We start from the raw sequence: 18,957 nt of genomic DNA on the forward strand, positions 1-18,957 counted from the left end.
CTGAACGGTCGGCGATGGTGGCTCCTCGGTCGCGTCCTCAGGTTCCGCCCCGAGTCGCATTCACCGTCAACACTAAACCTGTGGCGCTGCGCTCTTTCGGCATGCACCGGAATGCCCTCCATCGAGTGACGAACGGCCCTGTCGAGCACCGCGACCTCGGGGCGACAGTGGGGACGGATCCACCGCATCGCGGTGGGAGGTCGAGGAGAGACGATGAGCGATCAGCCGGATACGGCCGTGGTGGAAATGCTGGTGGAGCTCGCGTGCCGCGCGCCGTCGGTGCACAACAGTCAGCCGTGGAGGTGGACCTACTCCGAACACGGACTCGATCTGTACACCGACACCTCCCGCGTGCTGGGGGTGATCGACCCGACCGAACGGCAGATGGTGATGAGCTGCGGGGCCGCGTTGGACCATCTCGAGAAGGCTGCCGCGGCGTTTCGGTGGAAGACCGAGATCGACCTGTTGCCCGCCCCGGGCACGCCGGATCATCTTGCGCGTATCCGCCTCGTGCACGACGCGCATCCTCGGTCGCGTGAGTTCGACATGTTGAGTGCGATCAATCGTCGGCACTCGGATCGTCGGGCGTTCGGACCGGTGCCGACCGATCGTGTTCTGACGCGGTATCTCGGTCGTCAGCACTACGGCACCGAGATGACCGTCTTGTCGGCAGAGTCGAAACAGACGTTGGCGAGGGCCTCGACGCTGAGCGCGGGCATCCGGAAGTACGACGCGACGTACCAGGCCGAGATCAGATGGTGGGCCGGGCACTCGTTTCGTTCCGGCGGAATTCCGCCCGAGGCGCTGACGAACCGCGCGGATGCGTCGAGGGTCCAGGTGGGACGAGCATTCCCCGAACCGCACCGCGTCGGCACGGTGGTTCCGCGCGAGCCGGTCGAAGACGAGTCCACGGTGGTGCTGCTCGGCACACCGTCGGACGAACGACTGGATTGGCTGAACTGTGGCCGTGCCATGTCGACGTTTCTGCTGGCAGCGACCGCGGACGGCTTGGCGACGTGCCCGCTGACTCACATGACGGAACAGGCCGGCAGCAGGCGACTCGTCCAGTCGTTGGCACCGCACATCGGCATGGCACAGGTGCTGATTCGAGTCGGTACACCGATGATCGGCGCCCCGGCGCCTCGAACGCCACGACATGCGGTGGCCTCGGTGCTGTCTGCTCCCGCACGCGCAACGAACAGGAGACGATCGTGATTCTCGCAGCACATCAGAAAATCGTGGTGGGGGTGGATGGTTCGGCCGGCAGTATCGGCGCTGCGCTCTGGGCGGCGACACTGGCAGAAAGGGTGGACTCTCCCCTGCTCATCGCCACTGCAGTACAGCAGCCTGTGATCTACATGGGCGAGCCCGCAGCGGTCGTGCCGAAGGAGGTGTGGGACGAGCAGCGCCGAGCGTCCGAACACATGGTGACCGACGTCGCTGCCGCAGTGCTGGCCCGTCATCCCGACCTTGCCGTCTCCACCTTGGTGGAGGAGGCGACGGCGTGCACGATGATGGTCGAACTCTCCTCCACCGCGCGGATGCTCGTCGTCGGCAATTCGGGTTCCGGTCCGATCGTGTCCGCATTGTTCGGCAGTACGGCGCAGGAGACCTCGAATGCGGCCCTGTGCCCGGTGATCGTGTGGCGGGAGGGCGACGCCGGCTTCGACGCGCCGGTCCTCGTCGGTATCGACGGCAAAGCAACGAGTGAGGCGGCCGTCGAACAGGCCTTCGATCTGGCCTCGTTGTTCGGTGTACCGATGATCGCCGCGCTCGCCTGGAACTCGTGGTCTCACGGCGCGGCACTCTCCCCGACGGGGCCGCATGACAGCATCGAGATCGAGCGTGAGCAGCAGATGCTGCTCTCCGAATGTCTGGCCGGGTGGGCCGAGAAATATCCGGATGTCAGTGTCGAACATGTGGTGCGACAGGGTAACCCGGCGCATCTCCTTGTCGATCTGTCCAAGCGAGCCGGCCTCGTGGTGGTCGGCAGTCACGGGCGAGGAGTGGTTGCCCGAGCACTGTTCGGATCGACCAGTAGCAACCTCACCCGCCACGCCCACTGCCCGGTGATGATCTGCAGAGACCGATGACCAACCGCACCGTACCGAATCGTGTGCGCGGGAGTGATGATCGACGACGAGTTCTGGACTCCGACAACGCTCATCGGCTTGCGCGACGGGCGACCGTCGCACGGCTGATCGGCCACGACCACTTCGGGCCCACCATCGACCCGGTCTCCATCGTGTGGAGCGGTAGTCGGGTGTATTTCTACGCCGAGGGGCGGTCGCGGTTGGGGTGGAGCGCGCTCGATTCCTCGGTCGTCCTGGAAGTGGACGCCGAGGACGACGCTCACCTGACCGTATCGACTGTCGTGATTCACGGAATCGCCCGTGCGGTCGTGGATGCTCGACTCGAAGTCCTCGAACAGCTACTGCCCCGGCCTCATTCGGACGGCCCACCGATGCACCGACTCGTCGAAGTGACCCCGACGTCGGTGTCGGGGGTCGAGCTGATGCGTGGACCGACTGCGGGCGAGACGAATTCACGAGGGTGAAGGCCGGGCCTCATGGCGGCAGGATCGGGACTTTCGACCCTGCCGTCGGCATCGAGAATTCGGCAATGTCGGTTCTACCGATTCGTCGACTTCGAGGAGTTCGAGATGAAGCAGCAAGTACACGACGGACACGACGGGCAGGCCGTGTTGGCCGAGGCCGAAAATGTCCTCGCCGAAGTGCTACTGGTGTGTGCCGTCGCCGCGGTAGGCCTTTTCCTGACGTTGCTCGCGTCCGGTGTGACCGGCTGGGCTGCGGTCTGCGGAGGTGCGGCAGCAGCGATGTTCGTGATGGCCGCAGTGAGCCTTCGTGCAGGGCAGCACGCCGCGCAAAGGTCGCATGCGCCTTCGGGTTCCGATTCTGTCGCGGGGTCGGTGTGACGCCGACTTCCGGCGGACGTGAGCCCGCGAGAGCAGGAACGACGAGGATGACCGACAGTGAAAGGCCACAGGTGACGGGCTCGATGCGAGTCGATTCCGACTCCTTGGTCGTCGAGATTCCGACGCAATCGGTACCGATGGTGTTTCCGGTGACCACTGCATCGATCGACGGTGTCGTCCATTCGGTGGTGATCGCCGAGTACGGGCCTCTCAGCGGGGTCTCGCCCGACGGGCACATCCTCAGAACAGCCGTGCTCGAACGGTGGCCGGACGCACGAGTGTTCGAGCGGCGCAGCACGGGTGAGCGCGGTGCGGACCCGCGCGGCTACGAGAGTTTCTACGTCGAATTGGAGCCGAGCGGTTGCCGAACCGACATCGACCTCGACGAGGTGTCCGCGCTCTTCGGCCGCTGACCGGACGCGAGCGCGGACTGCCAATTCGACTGCAACGCAATTCATCATGTCATGGCGACTGTGCCGTGGCCGTCGACATCGAGACAGGAAGATCACATGAGTAATTCCACCGCCCGCACACTTCCCATCGTCGTGGGTATCGACGGATCGGCCGAGGCCGAGGCTGCAGCCCGATGGGCCGGCACCTACGCGGACAAGGTCCACGCGACCGTACGTCTCGTTCATGCAGTCCCCGTGGGGGATTGGTACGGGTCGGCAGCATTCGTCGACGGTGGCGCGCTGGAGAGGGATCTTCGTGCCATGGGCCGCAAACACCTCGTCCGAGCAGAGGGAGAGGTACACGCCGCAGCACCCGGGGTATCCGTGGACACCGTCAGTGTGGAAGGCACCATCGCGTCGTACGTGGCCGACGTGGGAGCAGACATGGTGGTGCTGGGATCCAGGAAGTCGAGCGCGATCCGCGACCTCACCCTCGGTAGCAACACGCTGCGCGTCATGACGCACGCGCAGTGTCCGGTGTTGTTGCTCCGCAACGAAAATGACAAGGCCGACGTGGGCCGCCCGATCGTGGTCGGGATCGACGGCAGCGAACAGTCCGATCGAGCGCTGGGTGCCGCGCTCGAGATGGCCGACAACCTGGGCGCACCCGTGATCGCAGTCAACTACTGGGGGTTCGCGGCTCAGGCCGGCATCGGGATGAGCGCCGGCTACATCGACTGGCAGGCGGTGCAGGAAGACGAGAAGCGTTGGCTGGAAACGCATGTGGAGAAGATGCACGAGAAGTATCCGGCTGTGCAGCTCACGACCGTCAGTGCCCAATCGAGCCCGACACGAGGCTTGCGAGCGCTGTCTGCGTCGGCATCGATGCTCGTGGTCGGGTGCCGAGGCAGAGGTGCCCTCCGCAGTGCGATCCTGGGGTCGGTCAGTCAGAACCTCGTGCACCATGCCGAATGCTCGGTCTTGATCGTGCGGTGAGCAGTCAGTCGACGCTGCGTCTGTCGACCGGTGGGGCACCCAGATCGCAGTGCGGTGGGCAGTCGGAGGTGTCGCCAGTGCTCCTGATCAGCGCAGCCGCGATGACTGCGCCGAGTACCAAGAGCCCGGCGCACATCAGCATCGCCGAGTGGAACCCAGCCGAGAACACCTGCGGCGCAGAGTAATCGGACCCGGCAATGCCGGCCAACGCGGGCAGCGCAGCAACGGCGAGTAGTTGACTGGTTCTGGCGACCGCATTGTTGACGCCCGATGCGATTCCGGCGCGGTCGTCCGGTGCTGCGCTCAGGACGGCTCCGGTCAACGGGGCCACCAGAGCGGACAGGCCGAGGCCGAACACGACGACGGCGGGGAGAACATCGGCGACATAGGTGGATCCGGGCCCGATGCGCAGCATCAGCAGCAGTCCCGTCGCCGACAGCAGCGGCCCGACCGTCATCGGGATGCGCGGGCCGATGCGCCCCGCGAGCCGGCCCGCACGGGCCGACAGCAGAAGCATCAGCACGGTGATCGGAATGGTGGCCAATCCGGCTGCGACAGGGGAGAACCCGACCGCGAACTGCAGCTGCAACACCAGGAGGAAGAACACCCCGCCCAGGGCGGCGTACACGGCGAAGGTCACGAGATTGGCTGCCAGGAACACGCGCGAGGCGAACAGTGACGGCGGTACCAGCGGATCGTGGGTGCGGCGCTCGATCACCACGAACATTCCGACCGCGACGATCCCCAACGCGAGCGCAAGAACGTGGGACTCGATCAGGCCGTACGTCAGCAGCCCGAGGGCAGCGGCGACCGTCACCGCGCCCGGGACGTCGAGGCGACCGGCGGCGTGCGGATCACGGCTCTCCGGAACATGTTTCATCGCCACCCACACGACCACCACGGCCAGTGGAACATTGATCAGGAACACCGCGCGCCAGCCGACGGCGTCGACGAGCCAGCCACCGAGCAGCGGACCGATCGCCGACGCCACTCCGCCCAGCCCCGACCACAGCCCGATCGCAGCCCCGCGATCGTCGGACCTGATGGACGCCGAGATCAGCGCGAGCGAACCCGGGGTCAGCAATGCCGCGCCGATGCCTTGGAGCAGCCGCGCGGCGATCAACACCTCGATGCTGGGGGCAAGACCGCACAGGACCGATGCCGCCGTGAACCAGACGGTGCCCCAGACGAACACCCGCCTGCGTCCGAGCCGGTCACCGAGCGAGCCGCCGAGCAGGATCAGCGAGGCCAGCGCCAACGTGTAACCGCTGAGCGTCCACTGCAGCCCGGTGACACCCGATCCCAGATCCCGACCGATCGCCGGCAGCGCGATGTTGACCACGGTGGCGTCGAGCATCGCCAGAGACGACCCGAGCACGGTGGCCGCGACGATCCATCGGCCCCGCGCACTGGACAGGGAAATGGCTACATCGGGCCGCTCTGCAGGCTGCTCGGTCACAACTTCTCGACGCAGACGACGAAGTTGCGGGAGTCCTTCTCGAATCCGTACAGCGCGGGGTCGGGGCAGTCGTCGACCGACGTGGTGCCCTGCAGGATGGTCACCACCCGGCGGGTGTCGGCACCCGGGGTGGCGCAGTCGACGCGTTGCGCGAACTCGCCCACCAAGTCCATGCAGCCACCGACGATCCAGTCGATGTCGAGGCACAGGGCCCCTTGCTCGATGTCGAAGTACGTCTCGTAGTAGTACTGATCGGCGTCGGGCGGGCATTCGGCCGAGGTCGGAGTCTTGGCGAACACGACGTAGTTGGACTGTGGGGATCCGCAGGTCGCATTGGCGACGGTTGCGTTCTCGACCGTCCCACCGAGTTCGACGCATTGGCCGATCTCGACGTCGATGTCGACGCTGCCGCCCTCGTCGATGTCGGGGGTCGGGGAACCGGTGGTGGTGCGTGGCGGCGTCGTGGTGGTGGTGGGAATGCTGGCACCGGAGATGGCGACGGCGGTCCCGGATACCTCCGAGGCGCATCCGCTCAGTAGCACCGCCGCGCAGGCGGACAGAGCGGCGACGAAAGCGCGGACCGAACGAGTGGGTGACGCCATGGTGAGTCCTGCTCTCGACGAAAGAAGCGTGCTGGGTGCATCGACCGTATGTGTGTAGAAAATATCGGACTCGGTTGTCGGCCGCATGAGGCAGGATGAAGTGCGTGGATCTTCCTCTCGCCGTTCCGGTTGCGCCGATGCTCGCCAAAGCCGCGAAAGTGGTGCCTCCTCAGCCCGAGGACGGGCCGCCGGTGTGGTCGTACGAGCCCAAATGGGACGGTTTTCGCGCCATCGTGTTCCGCGACGGCGACGAGGTGGTGCTGGGATCGCGCGGCGGCAAGGACCTGGCTCGGTACTTTCCCGAGCTCGTCGAGGCCGTCAAGGCCGAACTACCCGAGAAGATCGTGATCGACGGAGAGATCGTGGTGCCGCGCGAGAAGAACGGTTCCACGCGCCTGGACTGGGAGTCGTTGTCCGAGCGCATCCATCCCGCGGCGAGCCGAGTGACGATGCTGGCGGAGAAGACACCGGCGCAGTTCATCGGCTTCGATCTGTTGGCCGTCGGCGACGAGGATCTGACGGGTGAGCCGTTCTCGACGCGGCGGGCGCGATTGCTCGACGCGGTGGGCACGGGCGGGCCGAGTTGCTTCGTCACCTCGGCCACCGACGACGCGGCCGTGGCCGAGGATTGGTTCGAGCGGTTCGAGGGAGCAGGCCTCGACGGCGTCGTAGCGAAGAAGCTCGACGGGCCGTACCTGCCCAACAAGCGCGAGATGATCAAGATCAAGCATGCCCGTACCGCCGACTGCGTGTTGATCGGCTATCGAATTCACAAGTCCGGCAACGGCATCGGATCACTGCTGCTCGGCCTGTACGACGGCGAGGATCTGCGCATGATCGGCGGAGCGTCGGCGTTCACCGACAAGCGGCGGCTGGAGTTGCTCGAAGAACTCGAACCGCTCCGGCTCGGTGACGACGTCACCTACGACGGCGAGGCGACCCGTTGGAATTCGTCCAACGATCGCAATTGGATTCCGGTGCGCATCGAGCGGGTCATCGAAGTCGCCTACGACCAGATGGAAGGCGCGCGGCTGCGGCACGTGGCCAGGTTCCTGCGCTGGCGCCCGGATCGCGATCCGCGCTCGTGCGCCTACGACCAGCTCGAAGTGCCGGTGCGCTACGACGTCGCCGATGTGATTGCTGGAGGGCGATAGACATGGCCGCGAAAACACCACCGGCGTTCGTGCAGGCGGGGGAGCGCGAAGTGCGAGTGTCGAGTCCCGACCGCGTGATCTACGAGGCGACCGAACGCACCCCGGAGATCACCAAACTCCAGGTGTGCGAATACTTCGCCGCGGTGGGCGAACCGCTGATGCGGGCGATCGGCGACCGCCCGACCGCGATGGAGCGGTGGCCCGACGGCTACCGGGAGGGCATGCGATTGGCGCTCGGCCCGCAGGACAAGGAGGGCGACGGTTTCTATCAGAAGCGGTTGCCCAAGGGTGCGCCCGAGTGGATCGAGACCGTGAAGATCGCGTTCCCGAGCAAGCGCACTGCCGAGGAACTGTGTCCCTCCGAAACTGCGTCTCTGGTGTGGGCAGCCCAGATGGGCACGCTGACCTTCCATCCGTGGCCGGTGCGACGACCGGACGTCGACCATCCCGACGAGCTGCGTCTCGATCTCGATCCGCAGCCCGGGACGACGTTCGCCGACGCGCTTCGGGTCGCCGATGTGACGCGAGAGCTGTTGGAGGAATTGGGCTTACGCGGCTACCCCAAGACCAGCGGCAATCGTGGCATTCACATCTACGTGCGCATCGAGCCCGAGTACACGTTCGAGCAGGTGCGTCATGCGGCCATCGGCCTGGGCCGAGAACTCGAACGTCGCGACGACGGGGTGACCACCAACTGGTGGAAAGAAGAACGCGGAGAACGCATCTTCATCGATTACAACCAGAACAACCGTGACCGCACCATAGCCAGCGCGTGGAGTCTGCGAGCCCGTCCCGGAGCGACGGTGAGTACGCCGATGACGTGGTCGCAGTTGGCGGACGTCACCGATCCGCGTGACTTCAACCTCGTCACCGTGCCGGAACTGGTGCAGGACGGCGACCCGTGGGCCGACATGGACACGAAGGCGTATTCGCTGGAACCGCTTCTGCACCTGTGGGAAACACTGCCGGGTGGTGAGCTGAACTTCCCGCCCGACTACCCCAAGATGCCGGGCGAACCGCCCCGAGTGCAGCCGTCGAAGAAAGTCGCCGAGCATTGGGATGCGGAAGGAAATCGCACCGACAGCTAGTTCCGCTCGGCCTGGGCAGGGTTGCACACTACGTAGCGTTGTCGACGGGATCCGGTCGATCGAGCCGTGTTCTGTGCAACCCGGCCCACCCTCACATGGATTCGAGTTCCCGGATCAACGTCGCCGCATCATATGGTCCGACGTGGCGGGTGAGGTTCTTGTCGCCGCGACCCAGGTAGAACGTCGGAGTGCCGCCCACATCGGAGGACGTGGCGTCGAGTTCGTCGTCCTCGACGCGCACCACGTAGTCGCCGGTGCGGATGTCGTCCTCGAATCTGTCCATGTCGAGGCCGAGTTCGCGTGCGTACCCGTCGATGTCGTCGGGTTCGAGGGCGTCGCTGTTGCGGAACAACACGTCGGCCATCTCCCAGAACTTGCCCTGCGCCGCGGCAGCCTCGCTGGCATACGCGGCGTAGCGGGCATGGGGGTGGTAGTCGTCCAGCGGCAGGTGTCGGTAGACGTACCGGAGGTCGTCACCGAAGTGCTTGCGTACCTCGGCGACGCTGCCGGTTGCCTTGCTGCAGAACGGGCATTCGAAGTCCGCGTACTCCACGATCGTCAGCGGAGCGTCGACGGGACCGCGGATGTGATCGCGCTTGGCGCTGACCGGACGCAGAATACGCAGCGACGCCTCGGCTTTCGGCGGGTGGATCTTCGCGTCGATGCGGAAGAGGATCCAGCCGAGCAGGGCAGCGATGACCGAGGCCGCCAGCACGCCGACGCGGGCCTCGTCGGCCAGCAGCGGATCGTCGAGCGCTAGGTCGATGATGAACAGCGAGATCGTGAACCCGATTCCGGACATCGCCGCACCACCCGCGATGTGCGACATGGTCAGTCCGGGAGCCAGAGCCGAGGGTCGCAACTTCGCGAAAATGGCCGAGGCCCCGGTGATTCCGACGAGCTTGCCGAGCACCAGGCCGGCGATGATGCCCCAGGTGAGCGTCGACGTGGAGGCAGCCTTCAGGGTGTCCGAGCTGAGCACCACTCCGGCATTGGCGAGCGCGAAGATCGGCACGATGATGAACGCGGTGTACGGCTGATACAGGCGCATCAGTCTCTCGTTGACCGAGACGGCTTGATCCAGGCCGAGTCTCGCGGCTCGGGCGTATTCGGGATTCGGCGATTGACGGAAGGCGCGGGTGAGGTCCGATGCTCGTTCCACCTCGGAGCGACGCGGCGGGTACACCGGAAGAATCAGCGCGATCATCACGCCGGCGAGGGTGGGGTGAACGCCCGACTCGTACATCGCGACCCACGTGAACAGCGCGACGACGAAGTACCCGACACCGCGCCACACCTCGAGTCGACGCAGTAGGAAGATCAGTCCGAGCCCGATGAACGCCAACACCAGCGGAACCACGTCGAGATCGTCGGTGTAGAAGAACGCGATGATCGCCAGCGCGCCCACGTCGTCGGCCACGGCCAGCGTCAACAAGAAGATCCGCAGCCGCGCGGCCTTTTTCGGGCCGAGTACCGCCAGGGCACCGAGCAGGAACGCGGTATCGGTGGAGATGACCACGCCCCAGGCCTGGGCGGCGGGGCCGGAGGGGTTGAAGGCGAGGAACAGCAGCGCGGGTGCGGCCAGACCGGCGAGGGCAGCCACGATGGGAATCGCTGCGCGCGATCTGTCGGTGAGCTCACCCATCGCGAACTCGCGTTTGACCTCGAGACCGACGACGAAGAAGAACAGCGCCATCAGCCCGTCGTTGACCCAGTGGGCGAGGTCGAGGGAGATGCCGTGCTCACCCACGGTGATGGACAGCTCGGTGTGCCAGAACGACTGATAGGTGTCACCGAGTGGTGAGTTCGCCCAGATCAGGGCGATCAACGTGGCCGCCAGCAGGAAGCCCGCGGCCAAGGTTTCACTGTTCTTCTCGCCGCGAGCCCGCGAGATCCGTTCGACGAATCGTGCCATCGGCCGGTCCGTCGGCGTGATCTGATCTGCCATCTGCAGCCCGGGTCCTTCCTCGGAGGTGTTGTGAAGCAGTCTGTACCAACACGGCGGTCGACGCTTTACTTCCACGCAGGTCAGTACCCTGGATGGTTCTCTTGCCGGGAAGCGTTGTCGAAGAGATGTGCACGACATATTCGGCGAACGGCATTAGTCCGCCGAGAATCGGGAATACGAGCCCGACTCACCCCTGCCACTAAGGAACATCCATGCGTGATTTCATCTGCCGCAAGTGCGGACAGAAGCTGTCGTTCGAGAACTCACTGTGTCTGAGCTGCTCGAGCGCACTCGGCTTCCATCTGCCGAGCAGAGCCCTCCTGGTGCTCCCGGACAAGGAAGACGGCATCTCCGAGGCCGAGGTGGACGGTGCCATCTGGAAGACGTGCGCCAATCTCAACACCGCACGCTGCAACTGGCTGGTCGACGCATCCGATTCCGACGACCTCTGCCTGTCCTGCCGGCTGACGCGGACTCGCCCGGCCGACGACGACCTGGACGCCATGGCCGCCTACGCGGACGCGGAGACCAACAAGCGTCGCGTCATCCTCGAGCTCACCGAGCTGGGTCTGCCGATCGTCGGCCGGGACGAGGACGCGTCCACGGGTCTGATGTTCGATCTGCTCTCCAGCGCCAACCAGCAGGTGATGACCGGGCACAACAACGGTCTGATCACCCTCGACCTCGCCGAGGGCGACGACGTACACCGCGAGCAGCTCCGCGTGGAGATGTCGGAGCCCTACCGCACGCTGGTCGGGCACTTCCGTCACGAGATCGGCCATTACTACCAGATGGTGCTGGTCGGAGACGGTGAACACCGCGCGGCGTTCGAGGAACTGTTCGGCGATCCGGATTCGAGCTACCAGGATGCGCTCGATCGCCACTACAGCGAAGGTGCACCGGAGGGCTGGGAGGACACCTATGTCTCGTCCTACGCCACTATGCACCCCGCCGAGGACTGGGCCGAGACCTTCGCCCACTACCTGCACATCCGCGACACCCTCGACACGGCCGCGGCCTTCGGGATGGCACCGGCCGGATCCACCCTCGAAAGCCCGCTGCCCGGCGAGGTCGGCTTCGATCAGATCATCGACTGGTGGCTGCCGTTGTCGTGGGCACTCAACCAGATCAACCGATCGATGGGTCACCAGGACCTGTACCCGTTCGTGCTGCCGGCGACCGTCGTGAAGAAGATCGGCTTCGTGCACTCTCTGGTGGCACCCAGCGCTCTGTGAGCCTCGCTCACGGTCGTTGAGCTCAGCGCCCAGGGGCGTATCCTGTGTTGTCGGCATCCGCCGATACCGGGTACGCCCCCCTGCGCATTAGTGGGCAGAGTGCAGTCGCGGGCAGAGTGCAGCAGTAGGACGAGGTGACCACCATCAGCGAGCAGACACTGAACGCGTCGGGCGCCCTCCCGCGGGTTAGCGACTTTCAGCTGAGTCGCCGGCTGGCCGAGGTGGCCGAGAAGCTGCGGCGTCAGCATTCCGATCCCGATCGCGTCCTGGCCATGATCACCGAGGCCGCGGTCGCTCAGGTCCCCAATGCCGAGTACGCATCCATCACGACGGTCATGCAGGGCAAGTTCGTGCACAGCGCCGCTCTGTCCGGAGAAGTTGCCGGGCACTGCGACAAGATTCAGGAGCAGCTGGGCGAGGGGCCGTGCCTCGAGTCGGCGATCGAACAGACGACCATCCGTATCGACGACATGGACAGCGAGACTCGCTGGCCACAGTTCACCGATGCAGCGTCTGCGCTCGGGGTCAAGAGCATGATCTGCTTTCAGCTCTACGTCGAAGGGTTCAACTTCGGCGCACTCAACCTGCATTCGACGCGAACCGGCGCGTTCTCGGCCGAGGCCGAATCCATCGGTTCGTTGTTCGCTGCGCACGCGGCCATCGCGTTCTCCAGTGCCCGGGAAGAACAGCAGATCAGGGCCGCCCTGACCAGCCGGGATCTGATCGGGCAGGCCAAGGGCATGCTGATGGAACGCTACAACCTCAATTCGCAGGCGGCATTCGCGTTGCTGGCCAAGCTCTCTCAGGACACCAACGTCAAGCTGGCCGACCTCGCCGTGCAGTTGGTCGACGACGCGGCGAAGTCCACCGAATAGCGACCGGGGCCTCGGGCCTCATCGCACGTCGAGTCCGTCGGTGCTGGCGACCGATACAGCGGGAGCATCGGTGGCGATGAACACCTCGATCCGTACGTCCTCGTCCAGATAGCGGCTCAGTGCAGCCAGTCCGGTTGTGGCAGCGATGATCTCGTGAACCCGGTCGCCCGAGATGGGATAGTCGTCCACGTCGTGACGCCAATGCGCGGCCACCAGTGTGCCTCCGGCCTCCAGCCGCCCGACGATGCGGCTCATGGCGGCCGCCAGGTCCTCGGCGTCGAGGTAATAGCCCACCTCGCTGACGACGATCAGATCGAACTTCTCGTGGGGGTTCGGCAACGCCGATACGTCGTCGGAGAGGGACCACAGTGCGAAATCGACTGCAGCACTCTCTCCTACGCGCGAGCGAGCCGTATCGAGCGCGCTCTGCACCACGTCGGTCGACACCAGATGCTCACAGCGGGAAGCGAGCTGTTCGGTGAGCACACCGATCGAGCAACCGGGTTCGAGGCCGCGTCGATAGTGCGGCTTGGGCAGCGATGCCAGGGTGAGGGCATACTTGCGACGCTCGTACCACTTGCTGTCGAGCATGAACGGATCCTCGTGCGCGGCATACACATCGCGGAAGTATTCCGGACTCAAGCTCATGCGGACAGCCTACTCATGCGAAGACGACTTCGAACGGACGTCGGAACCGCGTCAGGATGTGCGGTGGCAACACTGCGCGATCTGCCGGGTGATCGGACAGCGGTCGAATCTGAGATTCGAAACGCTCGATCGACGCTCGTTTCGCCTCGACGGCATGCGCGGGCAGGTCGATGCGGCGACTGCGTGACCACGGCACCGCACGGTGTTCGGGAGTTGCCCAGTGCCACATCCAGATCGGATATTCCACCACCGGTATCCCCACGACGGCGGCCGCGGTGAGGCAGGCACGCGCCGTGGCTTCGTGATCGGGGTGGCCGTCCCCGCGCCACGGCGTCAGGCACCAGGTACCCGGAGTGGCGTCGAGCAGCGGTACCAGCGCGCGGGCCAGAGCGTCCTCGTGCCGCTCGACCTCGCCGTCGGTGAACTGCAGCCGCGTCGGCGACTGAACGATGCCCAGTTCGGCGAGGGCACGCTCGGACTCGACGGGCCGCAGGGCGCGGAGGTCCTCGGCCGACACCGTCGGAGATCCCGGATGCGAACCGTCGCCGTCGGTGACCGCGACGACCCGCACGTCGACGCCCGCAGCTGCGGCCATCGACAGCAATCCGCCGACGCCCAGTACTTCGTCGTCGGGATGGGGTGCCACGACGACCATGGTGACGACGTCGCTCCAGTGCAGACCGGGAATCGACCAATCTGCGGACAGCCAGTCCGATTCGGCGGTACCGAGGTCGACTTCGGCATCGAATGCGTTCTCTACCAAGGGTTGTCTTCCTGTGCGATGTCGTGTCCGAGGGCTTCGAGGTCGCGTTCGGCGTGGCTCTGTCGTAGATAGACGGTGAGGTCGGCGACGCGTCGAGCATGCTCTGCGTCTGCGCACAGCGGGCCGGCACCGAGCGCTCGCCCGACGCGGTCGATGCACTGCGTTGCGGCATCCTCGACGACGGCGCGCACGATGCGAGCACGGATCCGAGCGCGGCCGGAGCGGTCGAACGGATCTGCGTCGACCTCGGCCGCCGCGGTGGTCAGGGCACTCGACGCGGCTCCGAGAGCCGAACCGATGGCACCGAGGTGAGCAGCGCGATGTGGGTCGGGACGCGAGCGCACGGCCGCATGCAGGGTGTCGGCCACCGCGCAGGCGCTACCGAACCAGACGGCCGACACTCCGATCGCGCCATGCCAGAAGCCCGGCCGGGTCAGGTAGTCCGTCGGTCCACCGACCACGACAGCGGGGACACGATCGAATTCGACCGAGCCCGAGTCGCTCTCGCGCATTCCGACGGCATGCCACGTGTTCGGCACCGGGGCAGCACCCGGATGAGTCAGGTCCACTGCGAACAATCGCGGCTCGCCGTCGACGCGAGCGGTCACGAGAGCGTGGGTGCAGACGGACGCCCCCGAACACCACGGCTTGGTCCCGGACAGGAGCCAGCCCGAATCGCCGCGTACCGCTTCGAGAATCGGAGCCGGGGGTTCCGCAGCCCACACGCCCCAGATCTGGCCACGCTCGGGCGTCGGGCCGTCGAGCTCGTGCAGAATCGCGAGCGCATCGGTATGTGCCTCGGCCCAGCGGCCCAGGACGGTGTCGTGCCGACCCAGCGCAGCCAGCGATTGCCACCGGTGGTCTGTGTTTCCCGAGCCGGGGAGAGCCAGGTCCAACCGCCCGTCCGCCTCGAACGCGAGAAACTGCGCGCGTAACGCCGACTCGAGATCGGTAATGCGATCGGGGGTGTCGACGAATCCGGTGTCGGTCATGCAGAAGGCTCCAGAGAACGAAGGAAGCCGGCCATACCGTCGGGTGCTCTGCCGCGCAGGCGGCCCGAAGTATCGACCGGAATGTCACACACTCGGCGGCACACGGTGCCGCCGAGCTCCAGACGACGGACCAGGTCGTGATCCTCGCCGGTGGCGAGCGGCGCGAACCCGCCGACCGCCCAGTAGTCCGTCGCCCGAACACCCAGGTTGGCACCGTGGACGTGGGGATGGCCCACCTCGTTCACGTACTGAGCGTCATAGGAGGAGCGCAGTGCTTCGTCGTCGACGATGCGGTCCTCGAATCGCACCGACACCGTCCCGACCACGGCCCGGGCACCCTCGGCGGCGTGCCGCAGATGCCCCACCAGCCACTGCTCGCCCACCGTCGAGTCGGCGTCGGTGGTGGCGTACCACGTGTCGGCGCGGCCCAGACCGCCGTTCAGGTCCGCTGCGAATCCGGCCGCCCGCGCGGCTCCCACGTTGCGATGGGCCACCGTCACGACCGACACGGACGGGTGACGCGCCGCGATACTCGCCGAACCGTCGGTGCACGAGTCGAGAACGAGCGTCGTGGATACCGTCACCGGGGCGACGTCGGCGACGCGACGTGCGGCCTTCGCCAGGGCATTCAAGCAGGCGTCGAGCAGATCCTGTTCGTCGTGTGCGGGCACGACGACGACGATGCGACGGACTGGAGTGCTGGTATCGACAGTCACGAGCCACCCTTTCGGACACCGGACCTCGAGCCCGTTGCGGAACCGCCGGTGGCTGGACGGAGTACGTTGCATGCGACATACCCGTTCGCGGACGATCGACACCTACGGCTCAAGGAAGGAGCTCGGGTGGCGGGAAGCTACTCCTCGTCGTGGATTCCGTCGTCGTTTTCGGCAATATCCGATTAGCAAAAGTCCGGGTGGTATGTGTTAATGGGCGTTGCCCCGCGGCAGCACTGCTACTGGGCATCACGACGCAGTACGAAGGATGGTCGGGTCACATGGCAACTCAGGTTCGCACTCGCAGGTTCGCCCGTATCGGGGCAATTGTCGCAGGTACGGCGCTCGCCGCCTCTGCAGCATTCGGATCTGCCCAGGCAGCTCCGCTGTGGCCGGGCGGCCCCGACGTGTCGATCCCCGGCCTGCCCGGATCCTCGGACCCGGCGGCACCCGCACCCGCCCCACAGCAACGGGTGGCACCGCTGGCCCCGGCGAACTTCGCCGACCCCAGCATCAGCCCGTCCGGCGGCGAGGTCGTCGGAGTGGCGCAACCCATCGCGATCCGCTTCGACGAGGCCATCGGAGATCGCGACGCCGCACTGCGCGCCATCCGCGTTACCACGAACCCGTCCGTGGACGGCCACTTCTACTGGATCAACGACACGCAGGTGCGGTGGCTGCCCAACGAGTTCTACCCGGCGCACACCCAGGTGACGGTCGAAGCAGGCGGAGCGAAAGCCGAGTTCTCCACCGGCGACTCGATCATCACCACGGCCGACGACAACACCAAGCAGATCACCGTCACCCGCAACGGCGAGGTCGTTCGCACGATGCCCACCTCCATGGGCAAGGTCGGCCACGAAACCCCGAACGGCACCTACATCGTCGGCGAGCGCTTCCGCGACATGTACATGGACTCCTCCACCTACGGGGTGCCGGTGGATTCCGAAGAGGGCTACCGCACGTACGTCGAGTACGCCACGCGCATCTCCTACAGCGGCATCTTCGTCCACGCGGCACCGTGGTCCGAGTCGCAGCAGGGCTACTCCAACTCCTCGCACGGCTGCCTCAACGTCAGCACCGAAGACGGCAAGTGGTTCTTCGAGAACGCCCAGAAGGGTGACCCCGTCATCGTCGTCAACACCGACGGCGGCACCCTCAGCGGATCCGACGGCCTCGGAGACTGGAACCGCTAGTGCCTGTGGCAGTGGTGTGGTTATGTGCCCTCCGCGGCACATAACCACACCACTGCGCAGCATTTGGTCTGTGTGACGGCACCAGTTGGGGCCGCGTTCACCATTCGTTAGCCGCGACTGAGCACAGTCCTCGCGGTGAGTGCAACAACCGAACGAGTGCTGCCCACGGCAGGCAAGAAGAGCTTCTTCTCGCGGCCGTGGACCGATTACGCACTGTTCCTGATTCTCGTGGGACCCAACCTGGTTCTGTTGGCGGTCTTCACGTACCGCCCGTTGGTGGAGAACTTCCAGTTCTCGTTCTTCGACTGGAACCTGTCCTCGCCCACGTCCACGTTCGTCGGATTCGAGAACTACCGCGAATGGGCCGCCCGCGACGATACGTGGCAGATCGTCGGCAACACCGTCGTGTTCACCGTGGCCGCCGTCGTCGGCTCGCTGGTGCTCGGTCTGATACTTGCGCTGCTGCTCGATCGTAAACTGCGGGGCCGCAACTTCGTTCGCTCCGCAGTGTTCGCGCCGTACGTGATCTCCGGTGCCGCGATCGGTATCGCATTCCAGTTCGTCTTCGATCCCAACTTCGGACTCGTCCAGGACCTGATGCGCAGATTCGGCCTCGGTGCGGTCCCGGATTTCTATCAGAATCCGAAATGGGCGATGGTCATGATCACCGTCACCTACTTGTGGAAGAACCTGGGCTACACCTTCGTCATCTATCTCGCGGCGCTGCAGGGTGTGCGCAAGGAATTGATGGAAGCGGCCGAGATCGACCAGGCCGGCCGCTGGACCACGTTCCGCAAAGTGCTTCTGCCGCAACTTCGTCCGACGACGTTCTTCCTCTCGATCACGGTGTTGCTCAACTCCCTTCAGGTCTTCGACATCATCAATGTCATGACGCGCGGTGGCCCACTGGGCACCGGAACCACCACGATGGTCTACCAGGTCTACGAGGAAACGTTCCGCAACTTCCGGGCCGGCTACGGGGCGACCGTCGCGACCATCCTGTTCCTCGTGCTGTTGATCGTCACTCTCGTACAGGTACGAATCATGGATCGGGACGATCAGCGATGACCTTGGTGAGCAAGCCCGATGCTGCAGTCCCGGAAAAGCCTTCGCTCGGTCGGGACCCGCAGCGCACGCGTCGCAGCGCGAATGTCCTCGGCTACGCGGCGATGGTTGCCGTCCTGCTGATGATCGGCCTGCCGCTGTTCTGGATTCTGGTCACCTCGTTCAAGGACCGCCCGGACATCTATGTTCAGCCGGTCACGTGGTGGCCCAGCAGTTTTCATCCGCAGAACTACAACGAGGCGACGACGGAGGTGCCGTTCTTCACGTACCTGCGCAACTCGATCGTCATCACCACGGCGGTCGCGTCGATCAAGTTCGTCCTCGGTGTGCTCAGTGCGTACGGCCTGGTGTTCCTGCGCTTTCCGGGCAAGAACATCGTCTTCCTCGTCATCATTGCCGCGCTGATGGTGCCCAACCAGATCACCGTCATCTCCAACTACTCGCTCATCTCCGAGCTCGGTTGGCGAAATTCGTTTCAGGGCATCATCATTCCGCTGGCAGGCGTTGCATTCGGTACCTTCCTGATGCGTAACCACTTCCTGTCGCTGCCACCGGAGATCATCGAGGCCGCGCGCATGGACGGCGCGGGCCCGGTGCGGTTGATGTTCCGCGTCATCCTGCCGCTGTCGGGTCCGACGATGGTGGCGTTCGCGATCATCACCATCGTCACCGAATGGAACGAATACCTCTGGCCGTTCCTGATGTCCGACGACTCGTCGGTTGCTCCGCTCCCGGTCGGCCTGACGCTGCTCCAGAACAGCGAGGGCTACACCAACTGGGGAGCGGTCATGGCCGCGACAGTGCTCACCATTCTGCCGATTCTTCTCGTCTTCCTCGTCCTGCAGCGCCACATGATCAAGGGCCTCACCTCCGGTGCGGTCAAGGGCTGATCCACC

The 18,957-nt window shown here is 65.4% G+C and carries 20 protein-coding genes; 13 read left to right on the plus strand and 7 right to left on the minus strand.

Annotated features, from left to right (window positions below):
- Positions 1-213: 213 nt before the first annotated feature.
- The 6 genes from K414_RS26215 to K414_RS0106755 all read left to right on the plus strand — a co-directional run bounded on the left by K414_RS26215 (position 214) and on the right by K414_RS0106755 (position 4,323).
- Positions 214-1,215: a nitroreductase family protein gene (locus tag K414_RS26215; protein ID WP_051364975.1), complete on the plus strand. Its 1,002-nt coding sequence runs from the start codon at positions 214-216 to the stop codon at positions 1,213-1,215.
- A complete protein-coding gene (locus K414_RS0106735) occupies positions 1,212-2,093 on the plus strand; it encodes a universal stress protein (RefSeq protein WP_027495253.1) in 882 nt (293 codons plus the stop codon). The genes K414_RS26215 and K414_RS0106735 overlap by 4 nt, the downstream gene beginning before the upstream one ends.
- Complete coding sequence (locus tag K414_RS0106740; protein WP_027495254.1) at positions 2,090-2,557, plus strand: pyridoxamine 5'-phosphate oxidase family protein; 468 nt, start codon at positions 2,090-2,092, stop codon at positions 2,555-2,557. Before K414_RS0106735 ends, K414_RS0106740 begins: the two co-directional genes overlap by 4 nt.
- 105 nt (positions 2,558-2,662) lie before the next feature.
- Entirely contained in the window at positions 2,663-2,935 is a 273-nt protein-coding gene (locus K414_RS0106745; protein ID WP_152530372.1) for a hypothetical protein, read from the plus strand.
- A 47-nt stretch (positions 2,936-2,982) separates the two neighbouring features.
- On the plus strand, positions 2,983-3,348 hold the full coding sequence (locus K414_RS0106750) for a hypothetical protein (RefSeq protein WP_152530373.1): 366 nt from the start codon (positions 2,983-2,985) through the stop codon (positions 3,346-3,348).
- Positions 3,349-3,444: 96 nt separating this feature from the next.
- Positions 3,445-4,323 carry a universal stress protein gene (locus tag K414_RS0106755; protein WP_027495257.1) on the plus strand — a complete coding sequence of 293 codons (879 nt, stop codon included), beginning with the start codon at positions 3,445-3,447 and terminating at the stop codon, positions 4,321-4,323.
- Positions 4,324-4,327: 4 nt separating this feature from the next.
- On the opposite strand, the gene K414_RS0106760 is transcribed toward K414_RS0106755, so the two are convergent.
- Positions 4,328-5,782, minus strand: coding sequence for an MFS transporter (locus K414_RS0106760; protein ID WP_051364977.1), 1,455 nt, complete (start codon positions 5,780-5,782; stop codon positions 4,328-4,330).
- Positions 5,779-6,384 (minus strand): hypothetical protein, encoded by a 606-nt coding sequence (locus K414_RS0106765; protein WP_027495259.1) that lies wholly within the window; start codon positions 6,382-6,384, stop codon positions 5,779-5,781. The genes K414_RS0106760 and K414_RS0106765 overlap by 4 nt, the downstream gene beginning before the upstream one ends.
- Positions 6,385-6,488: 104 nt before the next feature.
- On the opposite strand from K414_RS0106765, the gene K414_RS0106770 reads away from it, so the two are divergent.
- Complete coding sequence (locus tag K414_RS0106770; protein ID WP_027495260.1) at positions 6,489-7,538, plus strand: ATP-dependent DNA ligase; 1,050 nt, start codon at positions 6,489-6,491, stop codon at positions 7,536-7,538.
- A 2-nt stretch (positions 7,539-7,540) separates the two neighbouring features.
- Positions 7,541-8,626, plus strand: coding sequence for a DNA polymerase domain-containing protein (locus K414_RS0106775; RefSeq protein ID WP_027495261.1), 1,086 nt, complete (start codon positions 7,541-7,543; stop codon positions 8,624-8,626).
- Between the two features lie 91 nt (positions 8,627-8,717).
- Here the strand turns inward: K414_RS0106775 and nhaA are convergent, their stop codons facing one another.
- A complete protein-coding gene (gene nhaA / locus K414_RS0106780) occupies positions 8,718-10,574 on the minus strand; it encodes a Na+/H+ antiporter NhaA (RefSeq protein ID WP_027495262.1) in 1,857 nt (618 codons plus the stop codon).
- A 212-nt stretch (positions 10,575-10,786) separates the two neighbouring features.
- Between nhaA and K414_RS0106785 the strand changes: the two genes are divergently transcribed.
- Together K414_RS0106785 and K414_RS0106790 are read left to right on the plus strand one after the other, a co-directional pair.
- Positions 10,787-11,809, plus strand: coding sequence for a putative zinc-binding metallopeptidase (locus tag K414_RS0106785; protein ID WP_027495263.1), 1,023 nt, complete (start codon positions 10,787-10,789; stop codon positions 11,807-11,809).
- Positions 11,810-11,943: 134 nt separating this feature from the next.
- Positions 11,944-12,684 (plus strand): GAF and ANTAR domain-containing protein, encoded by a 741-nt coding sequence (locus K414_RS0106790; protein ID WP_081701547.1) that lies wholly within the window; start codon positions 11,944-11,946, stop codon positions 12,682-12,684.
- Between the two features lie 18 nt (positions 12,685-12,702).
- On the opposite strand, the gene K414_RS0106795 is transcribed toward K414_RS0106790, so the two are convergent.
- From K414_RS0106795 to K414_RS0106810, 4 genes are read right to left on the minus strand one after another with little or no spacing between them, the layout of a single operon-like run.
- Positions 12,703-13,332, minus strand: coding sequence for an SAM-dependent methyltransferase (locus K414_RS0106795; RefSeq protein ID WP_027495265.1), 630 nt, complete (start codon positions 13,330-13,332; stop codon positions 12,703-12,705).
- Positions 13,333-13,345: 13 nt separating this feature from the next.
- On the minus strand, positions 13,346-14,095 hold the full coding sequence (locus tag K414_RS0106800) for a PIG-L family deacetylase (RefSeq protein WP_027495266.1): 750 nt from the start codon (positions 14,093-14,095) through the stop codon (positions 13,346-13,348).
- Positions 14,089-15,087, minus strand: coding sequence for an acyl-CoA dehydrogenase family protein (locus K414_RS0106805; protein WP_027495267.1), 999 nt, complete (start codon positions 15,085-15,087; stop codon positions 14,089-14,091). The genes K414_RS0106800 and K414_RS0106805 overlap by 7 nt, the downstream gene beginning before the upstream one ends.
- Positions 15,084-15,803, minus strand: a complete 720-nt coding sequence (locus K414_RS0106810; RefSeq protein ID WP_027495268.1) for a glycosyltransferase family 2 protein — start codon at positions 15,801-15,803, stop codon at positions 15,084-15,086. Before K414_RS0106810 ends, K414_RS0106805 begins: the two co-directional genes overlap by 4 nt.
- Positions 15,804-16,081: 278 nt before the next feature.
- Here K414_RS0106810 and K414_RS0106815 point away from each other — a divergent pair, with 278 nt between their 5' ends.
- From K414_RS0106815 to K414_RS0106825, 3 genes are all read left to right on the plus strand, one after another.
- On the plus strand, positions 16,082-16,996 hold the full coding sequence (locus K414_RS0106815; RefSeq protein WP_027495269.1) for a L,D-transpeptidase: 915 nt from the start codon (positions 16,082-16,084) through the stop codon (positions 16,994-16,996).
- Between the two features lie 135 nt (positions 16,997-17,131).
- Positions 17,132-18,064, plus strand: a complete 933-nt coding sequence (locus tag K414_RS0106820; protein WP_027495270.1) for a sugar ABC transporter permease — start codon at positions 17,132-17,134, stop codon at positions 18,062-18,064.
- Positions 18,061-18,951, plus strand: coding sequence for a carbohydrate ABC transporter permease (locus K414_RS0106825; protein ID WP_027495271.1), 891 nt, complete (start codon positions 18,061-18,063; stop codon positions 18,949-18,951). Before K414_RS0106820 ends, K414_RS0106825 begins: the two co-directional genes overlap by 4 nt.
- Positions 18,952-18,957: the final 6 nt, after the last annotated feature.

The organism is Rhodococcus sp. JG-3 (genome assembly GCF_000482405.1).
GTDB lineage: Bacteria > Actinomycetota > Actinomycetes > Mycobacteriales > Mycobacteriaceae > Rhodococcoides > Rhodococcoides fascians.